This window comes from Faecalibacillus intestinalis (assembly GCF_003024685.1).
Lineage (GTDB): Bacteria > Bacillota_I > Bacilli_A > Erysipelotrichales > Coprobacillaceae > Faecalibacillus > Faecalibacillus intestinalis.
This window is the reverse complement of sequence record NZ_PYLQ01000010.1, coordinates 59,482-74,552: the sequence shown is the minus strand read 5'-3', so window position 1 is coordinate 74,552 and position 15,071 is coordinate 59,482. Positions and strand designations below refer to the sequence as shown.

16 protein-coding genes are annotated in these 15,071 nt (G+C 32.7%); all 16 read left to right on the top strand.

Features of this window, described 5'->3' with window-relative positions:
* Nucleotides 1-9 precede the first annotated feature (9 nt).
* The 16 genes from C7U54_RS08370 (at nt 10) to C7U54_RS08295 (ending at nt 15,070) form a co-directional block, all read left to right on the top strand.
* On the top strand, nt 10-3,636 hold the full coding sequence (locus C7U54_RS08370) for a SpaA isopeptide-forming pilin-related protein (protein WP_107029980.1): 3,627 nt from the start codon (nt 10-12) through the stop codon (nt 3,634-3,636).
* A 207-nt stretch (nt 3,637-3,843) separates the two neighbouring features.
* Nucleotides 3,844-4,512 (top strand): hypothetical protein, encoded by a 669-nt coding sequence (locus C7U54_RS08365; protein WP_107029979.1) that lies wholly within the window; start codon nt 3,844-3,846, stop codon nt 4,510-4,512.
* Nucleotides 4,513-4,562: 50 nt separating this feature from the next.
* The gene (locus C7U54_RS08360; protein ID WP_158560200.1) at nt 4,563-5,219 is read left to right on the top strand and encodes a LytR/AlgR family response regulator transcription factor; all 657 of its coding nucleotides are present in this window, start codon (nt 4,563-4,565) and stop codon (nt 5,217-5,219) included.
* A gap of 222 nt (nt 5,220-5,441) precedes the next feature.
* Nucleotides 5,442-6,398, top strand: a complete 957-nt coding sequence (locus C7U54_RS08355) for a hypothetical protein (RefSeq protein ID WP_146137622.1) — start codon at nt 5,442-5,444, stop codon at nt 6,396-6,398.
* Nucleotides 6,379-6,636, top strand: coding sequence for a hypothetical protein (locus C7U54_RS08350; RefSeq protein WP_107029976.1), 258 nt, complete (start codon nt 6,379-6,381; stop codon nt 6,634-6,636). The genes C7U54_RS08355 and C7U54_RS08350 overlap by 20 nt, the downstream gene beginning before the upstream one ends.
* Nucleotides 6,637-6,701: 65 nt before the next feature.
* Complete coding sequence (locus C7U54_RS08345; protein WP_206603608.1) at nt 6,702-7,640, top strand: DNA adenine methylase; 939 nt, start codon at nt 6,702-6,704, stop codon at nt 7,638-7,640.
* Nucleotides 7,633-8,037 carry a hypothetical protein gene (locus C7U54_RS08340; protein WP_147323164.1) on the top strand — a complete coding sequence of 135 codons (405 nt, stop codon included), beginning with the start codon at nt 7,633-7,635 and terminating at the stop codon, nt 8,035-8,037. The genes C7U54_RS08345 and C7U54_RS08340 overlap by 8 nt, the downstream gene beginning before the upstream one ends.
* A gap of 14 nt (nt 8,038-8,051) precedes the next feature.
* Nucleotides 8,052-8,396 (top strand): DUF3852 domain-containing protein, encoded by a 345-nt coding sequence (locus tag C7U54_RS08335; RefSeq protein ID WP_022001033.1) that lies wholly within the window; start codon nt 8,052-8,054, stop codon nt 8,394-8,396.
* Between the two features lie 11 nt (nt 8,397-8,407).
* Nucleotides 8,408-9,259, top strand: a complete 852-nt coding sequence (locus tag C7U54_RS08330) for a conjugal transfer protein TrbL family protein (protein WP_022001032.1) — start codon at nt 8,408-8,410, stop codon at nt 9,257-9,259.
* Between the two features lie 55 nt (nt 9,260-9,314).
* Complete coding sequence (locus C7U54_RS08325) at nt 9,315-9,707, top strand: hypothetical protein (protein WP_022001031.1); 393 nt, start codon at nt 9,315-9,317, stop codon at nt 9,705-9,707.
* A gap of 1 nt (nt 9,708) precedes the next feature.
* Nucleotides 9,709-10,023 (top strand): hypothetical protein, encoded by a 315-nt coding sequence (locus tag C7U54_RS08320; protein WP_022001030.1) that lies wholly within the window; start codon nt 9,709-9,711, stop codon nt 10,021-10,023.
* An 81-nt stretch (nt 10,024-10,104) separates the two neighbouring features.
* Nucleotides 10,105-10,647, top strand: a complete 543-nt coding sequence (locus C7U54_RS08315) for a hypothetical protein (protein ID WP_107029975.1) — start codon at nt 10,105-10,107, stop codon at nt 10,645-10,647.
* Nucleotides 10,637-12,484: a VirB4 family type IV secretion system protein gene (locus C7U54_RS08310; RefSeq protein WP_241522592.1), complete on the top strand. Its 1,848-nt coding sequence runs from the start codon at nt 10,637-10,639 to the stop codon at nt 12,482-12,484. Before C7U54_RS08315 ends, C7U54_RS08310 begins: the two co-directional genes overlap by 11 nt.
* Nucleotides 12,485-12,498: 14 nt before the next feature.
* Nucleotides 12,499-13,488: an amidoligase family protein gene (locus tag C7U54_RS08305; RefSeq protein WP_107029973.1), complete on the top strand. Its 990-nt coding sequence runs from the start codon at nt 12,499-12,501 to the stop codon at nt 13,486-13,488.
* A 17-nt stretch (nt 13,489-13,505) separates the two neighbouring features.
* On the top strand, nt 13,506-13,997 hold the full coding sequence (locus C7U54_RS08300; protein WP_022001026.1) for a gamma-glutamylcyclotransferase family protein: 492 nt from the start codon (nt 13,506-13,508) through the stop codon (nt 13,995-13,997).
* Nucleotides 13,997-15,070, top strand: a complete 1,074-nt coding sequence (locus C7U54_RS08295) for a C40 family peptidase (protein ID WP_107029972.1) — start codon at nt 13,997-13,999, stop codon at nt 15,068-15,070. Before C7U54_RS08300 ends, C7U54_RS08295 begins: the two co-directional genes overlap by 1 nt.
* The last annotated feature ends 1 nt before the right edge of the window (nt 15,071 follow it).

Below are 15,071 nucleotides of genomic sequence, written 5' to 3'. Positions count from 1 at the left end.
AAAAGTAAAATGAAAAATAAACTTTCTAAACTATATAAGATTTTTTTAGCAGTAGGAATGGTATTTTCAATGTGTTTCAATACACTTGGAATGAGTGTTGTAAATGCTTATGATCCATCTGTTCCTAAAGAATTTACAAGAGTGAAAAATATCAAGTATCCAGAGTGGTGGGGCAGAAAGATTCCATCCATTGCTTCATGGTCAACATATTCATGTAAATATGATGGAAAATGGGCTTTCTGTTTGGAAGCAGAAAAGAAAACGCCTGCCAGTGGGAAGTATCCAGCACAGGTAATTGATAATAATGAAAATGTCAGAAAGCTTCTCTATTATGGTTTTGGAGGTCCAGCAGCTTATGGAGAATTTACTGCGGATGCAGATCTAAAGACAGCTATCTGTCCAGATGATCCACTTACAAATGATGATATCAAATATCTTTTGACACATATCTTTTTAAGTGGCGCTTATTCAGGACAATGGAAAGGTTTTGATGAAAACTTGTTCAACCAAACATTCGGAAGTAATTATGGTACAAATATCATGAACATCTATCGTCGAATCATTTCATTACCTGATCCAGGTAATGGTGTTTCTTGGGAAGGCAACAAATCAGGAAACAGAGCATTGTTTAAAGCAAGCTATGATAAGACAAATAAGCAACAAGTTACAAATACTGTGAAGTTAAATGCTGCTTCTTCTGCTGAAGTGAATATCCCATTAGCTTCAAATGTAACAATTCACATTGCTGGAACTTCTGCAACACAAACAGGTGGGAATGCAAAAGTCTATGGTGGACAAAGCTTCTATTTCACAGCACCATGTCAAAATTCACCATCAAATTTTGTGAGTGACAATGTTTGCGGTAGAGGTTGTGAAAGATTTACAGCGCTTGCTATTCATGATGGAGGTGCAGGAACTCAAGCTCAAGGAACATGGAACATGGATCCTGATGATGCACGTCTTTATTTGAATATTGAATGGCTTGATTTTGGTTCTTTAGAGCTTTCTAAAAAGAATACAAATCAGGATCTTATTGATGGTGCAAAATTCAATATCAAATCAGTTTCATATGATGGATATAATGAAGATACTGTAGTAAAAAATGGAAAGATCAAAGTGAATGACTTACTGGTTGGTACTTACGAAGTGAAAGAAACGGAAGCACCACATGGATACCTTTTAAATACCGATACATTTACAGTTAAAGTAGAAAAAGATAAGACAACAGTACTAAGCGTTACTGATCAAGAACCAAAAGGTAATATTGTTTTTCAAAAAGAAATCGATACTTCAAAAACAAATGGATTAAAAGGTAATGCTACTGCTGAAGGTGTAACTTTTGAACTACATGCAAATGAAAAAATTACTAATCAAGCTGGAACTAAAACTTATTATGAAAAAGGTGCATTGGTATCAAGCAAGAAAACAGATGCTGATGGAAAGATTATATGGAATGATCTACCATTGGGTAAATATTATATTCAAGAATCAAAGACAAATGATTCGTTAGTTTTTAATGATACAAAGATCAATGTGTCTATTGACTATGAAGGACAAACTGTTTCAAAAGTATCAAGAAGTGCAAAAGGTACTAACAGAGTGAATATGCAAAAGATCCAAGTTTTCAAGTCAGGAGAAAAAGACAGTATTTCAGGTCTTGTAAAAGGATTACAAGGAGCAGAGTTCACGTTCAAATTGTACAGTGAAGTTAACCATGTCGGATGGGACAATGCTACAACTTATGCAGTCATCACAACTGATTCAAATGGTAAAGCAAATACACCATATCTGCCTTATGGAAAATATATCGTCAAAGAAACAAAGACACCTAAGGATTATATTACAGCACCAGATTTCACAATTTCAGTAACAGATGATTACAGTGAATATAAAGATGTTGAACAGGTAAAACGTGTCAATGTGAATAACCGACCATTTACGTCACAACTTAAAATTATTAAATTAGATGCCGAATCAGGAAAGAAAGTCACATTAAATGGTGCATCATTTAAAATCAAAGATTCCAAAGGAAACTATGTTGTACAAAAAGTTGGCGGAAAGAAATATGACACATTTACAACCAATTCTAAAAACGTTGTCACAGTAAAAGACAGCGAAGAAGGAACAGTAACACTTCCTTTACAGTTAGATGCAGGAGATTATTCTATCGAAGAAGTAGAAACACCTAAAGGCTTCTTGCAACTAGAACAACCTGTGAAATTCACAATTACAAATACAAGAGATTATGACAAGGATGAGGATGAAGATACAATTCTAACTGTGAAAGTTAAAAATGCACAGCCAAAAGGAAAAATCATTTTAACAAAGACAGACAAGGCTACAAATGAAGCACTAGCTGATGTTGAATATGAATTAACTGCCAAAGAAAATATCTACAGTGCAGTTGATGGTACTTTACGCTATGCAAAAGGAGCTACTGTTGCTAAAGGAAAAACAGATGCCAATGGAAAACTTGTCATTGATTCGTTATTCATGGGCAAATATGAATTAAAGGAAACTTTAACAAATGAAGGATATGTGCTTTCAGAAAAAGTACATCAGATCAATCTTGAACAAAAAGATCTAACAACTAAAGAATATGTCATTACAAAGAATGTAACGAACATTGCACCTCATGGTGAAATCCATGTACAAAAAAGAGACAGAGATACATTAGAAGATCTTTCAGGTGTTACTTTCCAATTAACAGCAAAAGAAGACATTTATTCACTTGATGGAAGAAATACACTTCTTTATAAAAAAGGTGAAGCTGTTTCAATGGATATTTCAGAAAACGGATATTATGTGACTAATGAATTAGGTGAAATTCATATTTCAGGACTACCACTTGGAAAATATGAATTGAAAGAAGTACAAGAATTAGAAGGATATGTCAAAAACAATAAGGTCTATGACATTGACTTAAGCTATGATCACACAGATAAAATCATCTATTCAAAAGAACTTGATGTTCTTAATAAAAAGACAGCAACTGAAATTTCAAAAGTTGATGCAACTAATGAAAAAGAACTTGAAAGTGCAAAGCTTTCATTAAGAGATGAAGATGGAAATCTTGTAGAAGAATGGACATCAACAAAAGATGTTCACATTATCAGAGGTCTTGTATCAGGTAAAAAATATATCTTGCATGAAGATCTTGCACCATTAGGATATGCAACAGCAAGTGATGTAACATTTACAGTAAAAGAAGATGGAAGTGTGACTAAAGTTAAAATGAAAGATGAAATCACAAAGGTAGATATTTCAAAAGTAGATGCAACAACTGGAAAAGAAATTGAAGGAGCTAAACTTACCTTAAAAGACAAGGAAACAGGTGAAGTAGTTGAATCATGGACTTCTGGAAAAGAACCACATCGAATCGAGGGATTAACTGTTTCAAAAACTTATGTGCTTCATGAAGATTTAGCACCTGCAGGTTACAATGTTGCAAGTGATGTTGAATTTACAATCTCTGATACAGGAGAAGTTCAAAAAGTAGTTATGAAAGATGAAGCAAAACTTATTGTAAAAACAGGTGATGATACAGACTATAAATCATTGAGTGCGTTACTAATTGCCAGTGGATTATTAATTGCAGCAGTGATCTGTAAAATCAAAAGAGGTAAAGATGAATAAAAAGGATTAGATAATTTCAAATTCAATTAATTTAAAATATTTTTAACAATATGAGTGCAATAAATACAGTTTGCGTGCAAGTTGTTGAATGTAGCAGAAGATATCATAAAATATAAGTAACAAAGAGCTCTTGAATAAAAAATGGAGGAACAATAAAATGAGAAAATTATTAAGAGAAAATTATTAATTAGCCTTTTTTCGGCAAGTATGTTATTAAGTGGGATAACTTCTGTTAATGCACAAACTGTATCAAATGATGTTACAGTTCAAACATATCAAGAAGTAATCAATGGAGTAGAATGTGATGTTACTACTTATGACAGTGATAATTTATATAAAGTTAATTATCAAGATTCAACAGGAGAAAAACATATTGGGATTTTAAATAAAGATACTAAAGAATTAACGGTTGACGGAGATGTTATAGAATATTCAGTTACTTCAGGAACACCTGTTTTAGCAGATTCTCTCTCTATATCAACATATGCTAGTTCTGATTGGACACCAGTGCTAGTTACAAAAGGTATTAAAGTAAGCTGTTCACCAATTTTTAAATCATTAGGGTATGTTACAACAGCAATTATTACTGCGGCTGGAAAAACTGTTGGTGCTAGATTAGGTAGTGCAAAAGTAGGAGAAGTAGTAGGTAAGGCTCTTGGATCAGCTGCGGGAGATGCTGTAAGTAAAGTTAATGTTACTTTTAAATATGATTTGTATAGAACAAAAAATCCTGTATATGTTTCATCAAATGCATCAGTAAAAACAACAGGATACAGATATCAAAATTATGCTATGAATGCAACATATAAAGGAAAAACTTTTTCAAAAACTACTACGGTTCGTGGTAGCTGGTGGTCATCAAGCAATCCGTATTAAAGATTGGAATATTTTTATAATCCATAGTAAAATTGAATATGGGTGATGTTATGAAAGTTGTAATAATTGATGATGATATCAATTTTGCATATAAATTAAAGAATTATCTTATAAAATTTAACACTATTTCTTTTGACATAGAGATAAACAATTATGATAAAGAATTTGAATTATACTTTTTAGACATAGATATGCCAGATATGGATGGCATATCTTATGCTAGAAGTATAAAAAAGAAGTATCCTCTTTCACGAATTATATTTGTTTCTTATAGAAGCGATTTAGTATTTGATGCAATTCAGGTATTCCCATTTTCTTTTGTAAGAAAGGAAAAAATGAATGAAGAACTTCCAATGGTTTTAGAAGAAATTTGTGAACTAGAAAAAGATAAAAAGAAGATGCTAAAGATAAATGAACAGTTTTCGCTGCCGGTAAATAGGATATGTTATATAGAGAAAAGAGGTTCCTATGCACATATTTATACAGAAAATAACGTGTATAAGTTAAGAAAGTCTTTAAGTAATATATTTGATTTTATGAACAGCCATTTTGTTTACATTAATAAAGGTACAATTGTGAATATGAAGTATGTTAATGAGTACCAAAAAGAAAACATTATTTTAAAAGACGGGACAATACTATATATGAGTCGAGGTAGGCGTAGTGAATTTATGTTATCTTATCTTAAATACAAGGAGGAGATATAGTTGGAATATCTATACATTGTATTTTTAACTTTATTTATATCTATATGTTGTTTGAAGTATTTTGATGTGACAGTTGACAAGAAAAATATTCTATTGGTGATTATTATTTCTCTATGCTGCTGTATGATTAATTTTCTCAAATTGCCTGATATGCTAAACACAGTAATTAGAGATAGCTTAATATACTTGTTTATTAGAAAATATATTTCAAAAGATAGAGATTTGGAAATAGTATCAATTATTTTGGTATTAGAAACAATTGCAAAATGCAGCTATTATTTATTTGTTTTGTTTGTTCCCTTAATTATTCAAGCAAATATATCAAATATTCTTTTATATAGTAATTATGAGCTTAAAATTTTAAGTTTGTTTATTTTATTTGTATTAATGGCAATGTATTTTCGTTCATCATATTTTTTAAATGTAAGATGTAACAGAATAACTTATGCCTTATTATCTACTTGTTCAGTAATTTCTTTATATGGATTAGAAGTTATTCCAACATTAGGAAATCAAATAAAAGAAAATCAATTATATTTTCTCTTACTTTCTTTTATGTATATTGTTGTAGTTAATATAATCATTTATATTTATCATAATCAACAAACACAACAAGAAATAGAAAATAAGGTTGTTTTAGAACAGGCTAGAATTTTGAAACAAGAAAAAGATATTATTTCTATACAAAATAAAATGATTGAAAACATTAAACATGATCTTAATTATTTTAAAGAAATGGTAAATGACGGTGCTAAAGATCATTTAAATGGAACAATTAAGAAAATTGATAAATATAATAGTAATTTTATTTTTGAAGATTATTTATTAAATAATTTTATTTCAAGAATGAAAACTGAAATGAAAGAAAATAATAAAGATTTAAAGTTAATTATCACAAATACAAATATATCGATTGATTTAACAATATATAACCAGCTCATTTCTATTATGGAATTTATAATCCAAAACAGCTTGGAAAGATTTATCCAGTTTCGTATACACTCTTTAGAAAATATGTCTATTTTTGAATTTACGTATATGCCAAAGAATAAAGACGTAATAAAATCTAAAGATATAAAAAATAATGAAAATATTGTTTTTAATCAAGCGGCTCACCAATACATGGTATGCTCTTTGATTTTGGAAGGAGAAAGATCGTATGAAAGAAATAACAGATAAAAACTTATTGTATTCAAAAAAAGGATTTTTGATAATAATATTTTTGATTTGCCTTATTGCAATGCCTATTTGTGAATATTATTTCGGCTTAGAATTTTCTACTGTATTCCCAATAGTAATAACGGATACATGGTTTATTACAAAAGCAATATTTTATGATAGAGAGGATAAAAGAAAAATATTATTTGATATTCTCTTCTCTGTTGCTATTACAGCAGGATGTCTTTATTTCTTATAAGAAACAACATTGAACTATCGTTATAGATAGTTCTTTTTAATTTTAAAGGAGGTGATGACTATAAGATGAAAATGAACAGTTTGATTTCATGGGTAGGTGGAAAAAAATCTATTAGAGATCTGATCTATGCAAGATTTCCACAAAACTATGGAAGATATATCGAAGTGTTTGGTGGAGGAGGGTGGGTACTGTTTGGGAAAAAGCCAGACAAGTTTGAGGTATACAATGACTTCAACAATAATCTATCAAATATGTTTGCTGTTGTAAGAGATCAGCCATTGGCTTTTATTCAGGAACTTGGTTATCTTCCTGAAAATGGAAGAAATATCTTTAATCTTTATAAAGAAATTATAACCAAGCAAAGAGTAGAAGATAAATTTTTACAGGAAGAAATGGAAAAGGTAAAGGTTTATTTTACCGAGCTTCAGCAAGAAGAAATTATGGAAATCATGAAGCAAGAACGAATTGAAAAACAGGATGTAAAACTTGCTGTTGCATTTTTTAAGCTTGTCAGATATTCCTATGGCTCAGGGTGTAAAACTTTTGGATGTCGACCTTACGATGTACGTAAAGCATTTAATACAGTCTGGCAAATCAGCGACAGATTGGCAAATACAGTTATAGAAAACAAGGATTTTGAGGCACTGATTATTCAATATGATCGATTAGATGCCTTTTTTTATTTGGATCCTCCCTACTATGAAACGGAAGGACATTATTCTGTCGTATTCACAAAGGAAGATCACATTCGCTTAAGAGACACCTTAAAGAAAATACAGGGGAAGTTCCTGCTTTCATACAATGACTGTGAATTTATACGAGATCTGTACAAGGATTTTTATATTGAAGGATTTTCAAGAATCAATAATATGGCTCTTCGTTATGACAAGGATTCACAGTTTCCAGAAGTGTTGATTTCCAATTACAATCCTATGAAGAATTCAGGAATACAGAAACAGCTTGATTTATTTGAGCAGGATGGAGGTGATGAAAATGATGAATGAGTATCAGATGAAACTTGAGGAAGGGAATAAAGTGACCCTTCCTGAAAGTTTAGTTAACAAGTTGCTGTTAAGAAAAGGTGAAACAGTCTGTTTGATTCAGGAAGATGGTATCAAGGACAAGTGCTTTAAAGTAACTGCAGAAAATGAAAAAGAACTGTTCGATGAAGATTTTTACTGCATTCCCAAAAGGGTATTTGATATGTGTCATTTGGATTATGAAAGTATTCAAATCATCGTTGAACAGGGACAAATGGTCATTACCAATCCACAGTATGTGTTGAGCTATTTAGGAAAAGATATGATTACCTGTCTTTTAAAGCAAAATGTGGATTTAGGATTATTTGCAAAGGATCTTGTAGATTTATTAAATGAACAGACAATCGAAGAAGCTGTTTAGAAAAGGAGGAAACAATGGTACAAATTTTAAAGAATAAAAAAGTAAAGGTCATTATCTGTTTGATGATTATCTTAATAATGCTTGTATTAACAATGAAACAGTCTTATGCGGCAGGAGATGTTTCAAGTGTTATCCAGCAGGCTTGGAAACAAATGGAGTCGCAGATTAAAAACATTGTCAACAATGTTGTGTTTCCTGTTATTGATATCATACTTGCTGTCTTTTTCTTTGCTAAACTTGCAATGGCATATTTTGATTACAGAAAACAAGGACAGTTTGATTGGACAACACCAGCAATACTGTTTGCGTGTTTAACGTTTTCTTTGATTGCACCAAACTATATCTGGAAAGTCCTATAGAGGAATAGATTATGTTTTTATGGGATTTTGTCGCAGATAAGGTCATGGGACAGATTGTTGACTGGATCTACAGTAAGCTACTTGAATTTTTAGGTGAATTCTTTGGCATGATGGGATCAATGGGAGCAGATCTGTTTGACTATGACTTTGTAAGAGCCATTATTGAACTGTTTAGACTTTTTGGATGGGCGCTGTTTGTTTCAGGAATGGTCGTTGCAGTATTTGAGATTGCCGTTGAATATCAAAGTGGTCGAGGCAGTATCAAAGATGCCTGTCTTAATGCTATGAAAGGGTTTATGGCTGTGTCTTTGTTTACTGTATTGCCTGTAGAATTATATAAGTTCTGTATTTCTTTGCAGGTAACCATGTCCAATGGACTTGCTAAACTTGTAGGAAGTCAGTCCGTAGGTGATTCAGCAATTAAGTCACTGTCGTATATGCAAAAGTTGTCGCTTGGAACAGTATTGCTTATCTTTTTGCTGATTATGATGGGCTATTCCATTATCAAAGTGTTCTTCGCAAATCTAAAAAGAGGAGGTATCCTTTTAGTAATGATTGCAGTAGGATCGCTTTATATGTTTTCAATTGTGCGTGGCTATACAGATGGTTTTATTCAATGGTGCAAGCAGATCATTGGTATATGTCTTACTGCATTTTTACAGGCAGTCATTTTAATTGCAGGTCTGGGTGTTATGAAAGAAAACTGTCTTTTAGGAATCGGCTTGATACTGGCAGCCAGTGAAATTCCACGAATTGCAGGACAGTTTGGACTTGATACAAGCATGAAAGCAAATATCATGTCTACTGTTTATGCGGCTCAGTCAGCTATGAATATTACAAAAACAATTATGAACAGAAGCTAATAATCATCTTGCATTTTTCCTGCTTATTTGGTATTTCTGTTGTAGGAGGTACAGCATGACTATCGAAGAACTGAAAAAATATAAATGGTTTGTTGCAACATGCAAGTATGAAGGTATCGTTGGGAAAAAGCATTGTTTTACATATGATGTTGATAATTTAAATACAAATTTGTTAAGTGGAATGATTTTAGTTGATGATGAACTTGTAAAAGAAACAGAAGAAAAGGGTGTCTGGCAGGACTGTGTTTTTGATGCGATTTGTGATGAAAAAGTTCAAATCGTACAGCAATGTTCAAAGCCAATCATTCTTTATGAAGAAGTTCCAGAATATGATGAGTGGGTGAATCTGTTATTGTATCGCTATCTTGAACAGCATTATTATGAAAAGAAATGGATGACCTATATACAGGTCGATAGAAAAATGAATGATGAAATGAGGTTGAGCTAAAATGTATATGTATCCCGATAATTTAAAAGGGAAGGCAACATTATGGCTATGGTATTTAAGAGATATTGGAATCGTAGGTGTGGGGGCAATCATTGGAGTGATTGCCATTTCTCATGCCAATTTTTATATGCCAATGGCATTAGTAGGGTGCTATGCTTTTTTAACTATCCGTATGGCTGATACCAGTATCTTTGATTTTTTATCATATGCCTTTGCCTTCTTTATATTTTCACAACAGTTATATAAATGGCATTTTACAGGTGAAATAAAAACACCCTTGAATACAGAAAACAGGAAAAAGAAATGGAGGCTATGATGAAAAGAAAGAAGAAAACAGAGAAGAAAGATACCGTGAAAAAGAAAACAAAGAAAAATAAAAAAAGTATCCAGTACAAGGATGCTAATCAATACTAAGACGATTACCGATTACAGTTTAAAACTGTTTAATGGAGAGGAAGTCGTCTTTTTTGTTGTTCAGCCACAAAATCTTTCTGTTATGTCAAAAGAAAACATAGGTGCAAAGATATTTGCACTTACAAATGTTGTAAAAGGACTAAATGATATTGAAATTATCTGTCTGAACAGTCGAGATAATTTTGAAGAAAACAAATATTTTCTGAAAAAAAGAATTCAGGAAGAAACAGAAGAAGTTGTTATCAAGCTTCTTAAAGAAGATCTGTATCATTTGGATAAGATTCAAACACAGACAGCAACAGCACGACTTTTCCTGATCGCTGTTCGTATAAAACCTGATGATCAGTTAGAAGTACATTCTTTGATCCATCGTATTGAAAAACTCATTCGTATGCAAAATATCTCTGTAACACGAGCAGATAAGGAAATGATTAAAAGAATGTTGGCTGTCTATTTTGAACAGAATGTTACGACAAGTCAGTTTGAAGATTATGATGGAAAGAGGTGGTATGATGGTGTTCAATAAATTATTTGGTAAATTCAAAAAGGCTGAAGTTGAAGATGAAGAAGAAATCAAGGTGCAGGATTATCTTGATATGATTGCACCTTCAACAATACGTTTCTATACAGAATATTTTATTTGTGGCAACAGCTACAGAAGTGTCTGGGCATTACGAGAGTATCCAACCTCTACAGATGAACAGGCACTTTTACGTTATATGGGTGAAAAAGACGGAATCACCTTGCATATTTATGCCAGACAGGTCACTTCTGCAGAAGAAAAGAAGATCATTGGGAATGCAGCTAATAAAAACAGGCTCAGACAAAGCAATACGCAAGATCTAAAAGAAACAGTAACTGCTCAAAGCAATCTTAATGATGTTATTGAACTGATTGCCAATATGCATCGAAACAGAGAACCACTTGTTCACTGTGCTGTTTATTTTGAGTTGATTGCTGACAGCTATGATGAACTTAAACTTATTCAGACTGAAATGATGACAGAACTTGTGCGAAGCAAGTTGAATGTTGATCGTCTTCTTTTAAGACAGAAAGAAGGATTTCTAGCGGTTACTCCATCGGGATATGATGGATTCAAGGAGCAGTTTGAACGTGTTCTTCCAGCATCAAGTGTTGCAAATCTTTTCCCATTTAACTATTCAGGTAAGACAGATCCGCATGGAATTTATATAGGTCACGATAAATTCGGAAGCAATATTATTGTTGATTTCAATGAAAGAAGTGATGACAGAACAAATGCCAATGCTCTTATTCTTGGAAATTCAGGACAGGGAAAATCATATCTTTTAAAACTTTTACTGTTGAATTTAAGAGAACAGGGAATGTCTTTAATAACTCTAGATCCTGAACATGAATATGAAGAAGTAACCTATAATCTTGGCGGTGTTTTTATTGATATGATGGCAGGACGATATATCATTAATGTTCTTGAACCAAAACAATGGTCAGAAGATATAGAAGATTCAGGTGAAGATGATGTTCCTGTTGCATTTAAACAGTCAACAGTTCTTGCACAACATATTTCCTTTTTAAAGGATTTTTTCAAGACATATAAGGCGTTTACAGAGGAGCAAATCGATACGTTAGAAATTATGTTGGTTAAAGTCTATCAAAGATTCAACATTAATGAAAAGACGGATCTTAGTGTTCTAGAACATGACGACTACCCTATATTGAGTGATCTCTATGATTACATTGATGAAGAATACAAACATTACAACACAAACAGAAATAACATTTATACAAGAGAATCACTGCGTGAAATATTGCTTTTATTAAATTCAATATGTGTGGGAAGTGACAGTCGTTTCTTTAATGGGCATACCAATATTCATTCACAAAAGGTTGTGACTTTTGGTGTTAAGGATCTTTTACAGGCAAATAAGTCTTTAAAAGATGCGATGCTTTTTAATATCCTTTCCTATATGTCCAATGAGCTGTTGAAAAGAGGGTATACAGTAGCTTCAATCGATGAACTTTATCTTTTTTTAACAAATACAACAGCAGTAGAATACATTAGAAATTTTATGAAGCGTGTTCGAAAAAAGGAAAGTTCTGTTATTTTAGCTTCTCAAAATCTGGAAGATTTCAATATTGAAGGAATCAGAGAACTAACAAAACCATTGTTTTCAATACCAACACATACGTTCCTGTTCAATGCAGGAAATACGGATGCAAGATTTTATATTGATACGTTACAGCTTGAAGAAAGTGAATATGAACTTATTAAATATCCGCAAAGAGGTGCCTGTCTTTATAAATGTGGAAGTGAAAGATACAACCTTATTGTTCATGCACCAGATTATAAATCAAAACTGTTTGGTGATAAAGGCGGAAGATAGGATGATGAATATCCATGAAAAGTAAGCGTTTTGGAATAGAAATAGAAATGACAGGTTTAACAAGAAGAAGCGCTGCTTTGATTATTGCTAAACATTTTGATACAGGCATTAAGCATGAACGTGGTATATATGATACCTATTCTGTCTGTGATCAGGACGGAAGAAAATGGAAAATTGTACGAGATGCAAGTATTACACCGCAATGTGGAAATCGATTTAACTATGATCCTGATTATAAAGTAGAGGTCGTTTCTCCTATATGTCATTATGATGATATAGAAACGATACAGAGCATTGTTCGTGAATTAAGAAGAAATGGTCATGCTAAAGTCAATGAAAGCTGTGGAATTCACATTCATGTGGATGCTTCAAAACACACTGCCAGATCATTAAGAAATATTGCAAATATTATGTATTCAAAAGAGGATCTTATCTTTAAAGCTTTAAAGGTAAGACCGCAAAAAGAAGTACGATTCTGTAAGAAAATAGATGATGATTTTTTAGAAATGCTCAATCGAAAAAAGCCAAAGGATATTGAGGAAGTTGAAAATCTCTGGTATGACGGAAATACCAGCAGAAAATACGAACACTATGATGATTCGAGGTATCATGCCTTAAATTTTCATAGTGTTTTTTCAAAGGGAACAATAGAATTTCGGATGTTTAATGGAACACTTCATGCAGGTGAAATCAAGACCTATATCCAGTTTTGTTTGGCAATATCTCATCAGGCATTGGTTCAAAATAAGGCAAGTAGAGTTAAGACACATTCGTCTAATGAGAAATATACGTTCAGGACTTGGCTTTTACGACTTGGACTTATTGGCGATGAATTTAAAACAGCACGACATCATCTTTTAAAAAATCTAGATGGATGTATTGCATGGAAAGATCCACAACAGGCAGTTATGCAAAGAGAAAGATTGCAAAGTGCACAGGAAACAAATAATGAATCATTGGAAGATGTTCAAGAAGAACTTGGAATGCACATGCAACAGATGTAAAGGAGGAACAGAAAAGAATGAAATATTATGTGGCTTATGGCAGTAATTTAAACAGGGAGCAGATGGCACACAGATGTCCAGAGGCTAAACTGGTTGGAACAGGTATGTTGTCAAATTATGAAATGGTGTTTAGAGGAAATAAAAGTAATGCAGTTGCGACTGTAGAACCAAAAAAGGGAATGGAAGTACCTGTAGGTATTTGGGAAATTTCAGAAAACGATGAGCATTTCCTTGATCGCTATGAAGGTTATCCACACCTCTACGAAAAGAAAAATTTGAGAATTTCTAATGGAACAATTACAACTGAGGCGATGGTTTATGTGATGAATGATGGTTATGAATATGGAGTACCAGGTAAGGAATACTATGAAATAATCAAGCAAGGATATAAGGACTGTTCCCTTGATGAAAAGTATTTAGATGAGGCTGTTGAAAAAATGAAAGAAACTGTTTTAAATCAAACAGAAGCAGCAATGTATCCTTATGGTTATAGAGATGTCAGACAGTAATGAAAACAAAACTTATAAAGTTAGCTCTGTCTTTTTTTAGCAGTGATGATGGCAGGAAGTTTGTCAGAAATGTAGCTGTTGTTATTATTTCACCTTTTGTTGCTATTACTGTTTTAATTGGTGCTATTTTTTCAGATGGTATTTCATTCAATCACAATCTTGTAACGGATCTGTTTGAAGGCAATCCAATTAGTGAACTTACAGGTGAAATGAAGCAATATGTTCAGGAAATACAGGATGGACTTGTGTTGATTGACAGTCATATTGACAAAATTAATCAGACTTTTACAAATGGATCATCGCTTAATATTTATCAGGTCAAAGGCTATTTTATTGGTTATATGGTTTCTTCACAGCATAAAGTATTTTCAGATGAAATGGCAGAGGCATGGGTCAACAGTTTTACAGAGGGTGAAGAAGTCAAAGTTCCTACTTCTGTAAACGCCGTCATCTATGCCAGTCTAGAAAAGAATCTGAATGAAAAACTACTGAAAGATACAAAAAAGTCAATGGAAACCTGTTATGGTGCATTGATTGGAAATGATGGAAAAACAGTCACAACACTTTCCAAAGAGCAGATGGATGAACTGATAAAAAATATGCCTGAAGATACAAGTGAAATCAGAAAGAAAATAGTGATGCAGGCTGCGGATGCTGTTGGAAAGATACCTTATTACTGGGGTGGTTCTGCCAAGTGTGCAGGATATGATGGTAATGATTTTGGAGTAACTGTTGCACCAGACAGCAAAGGAAGAAATAAAAAAGGACTGGACTGTTCACATTTTGTAGACTGGGTCTATTGGACTGTTATGAACAATAATCTTGGCAATACAAATACATCAGGACAGATAAAAATGTGCAAAAAAATAGCAAAGCAAGATCTCAAAGCGGGTGATCTTGCCTTTTTAATTAACAAATCAGGAAAGACAACTCATGTGGGAATCTATGCAGGAAAGAATGCAAAAGGTGAAGCTGTGTGGATACATGAAAACAGTAACGACAGCAATGTTGCCATGAATACTGTGTCTTACTGGAGTGGTTATTACAGACTGAATATGATGGAAGGACGATAGC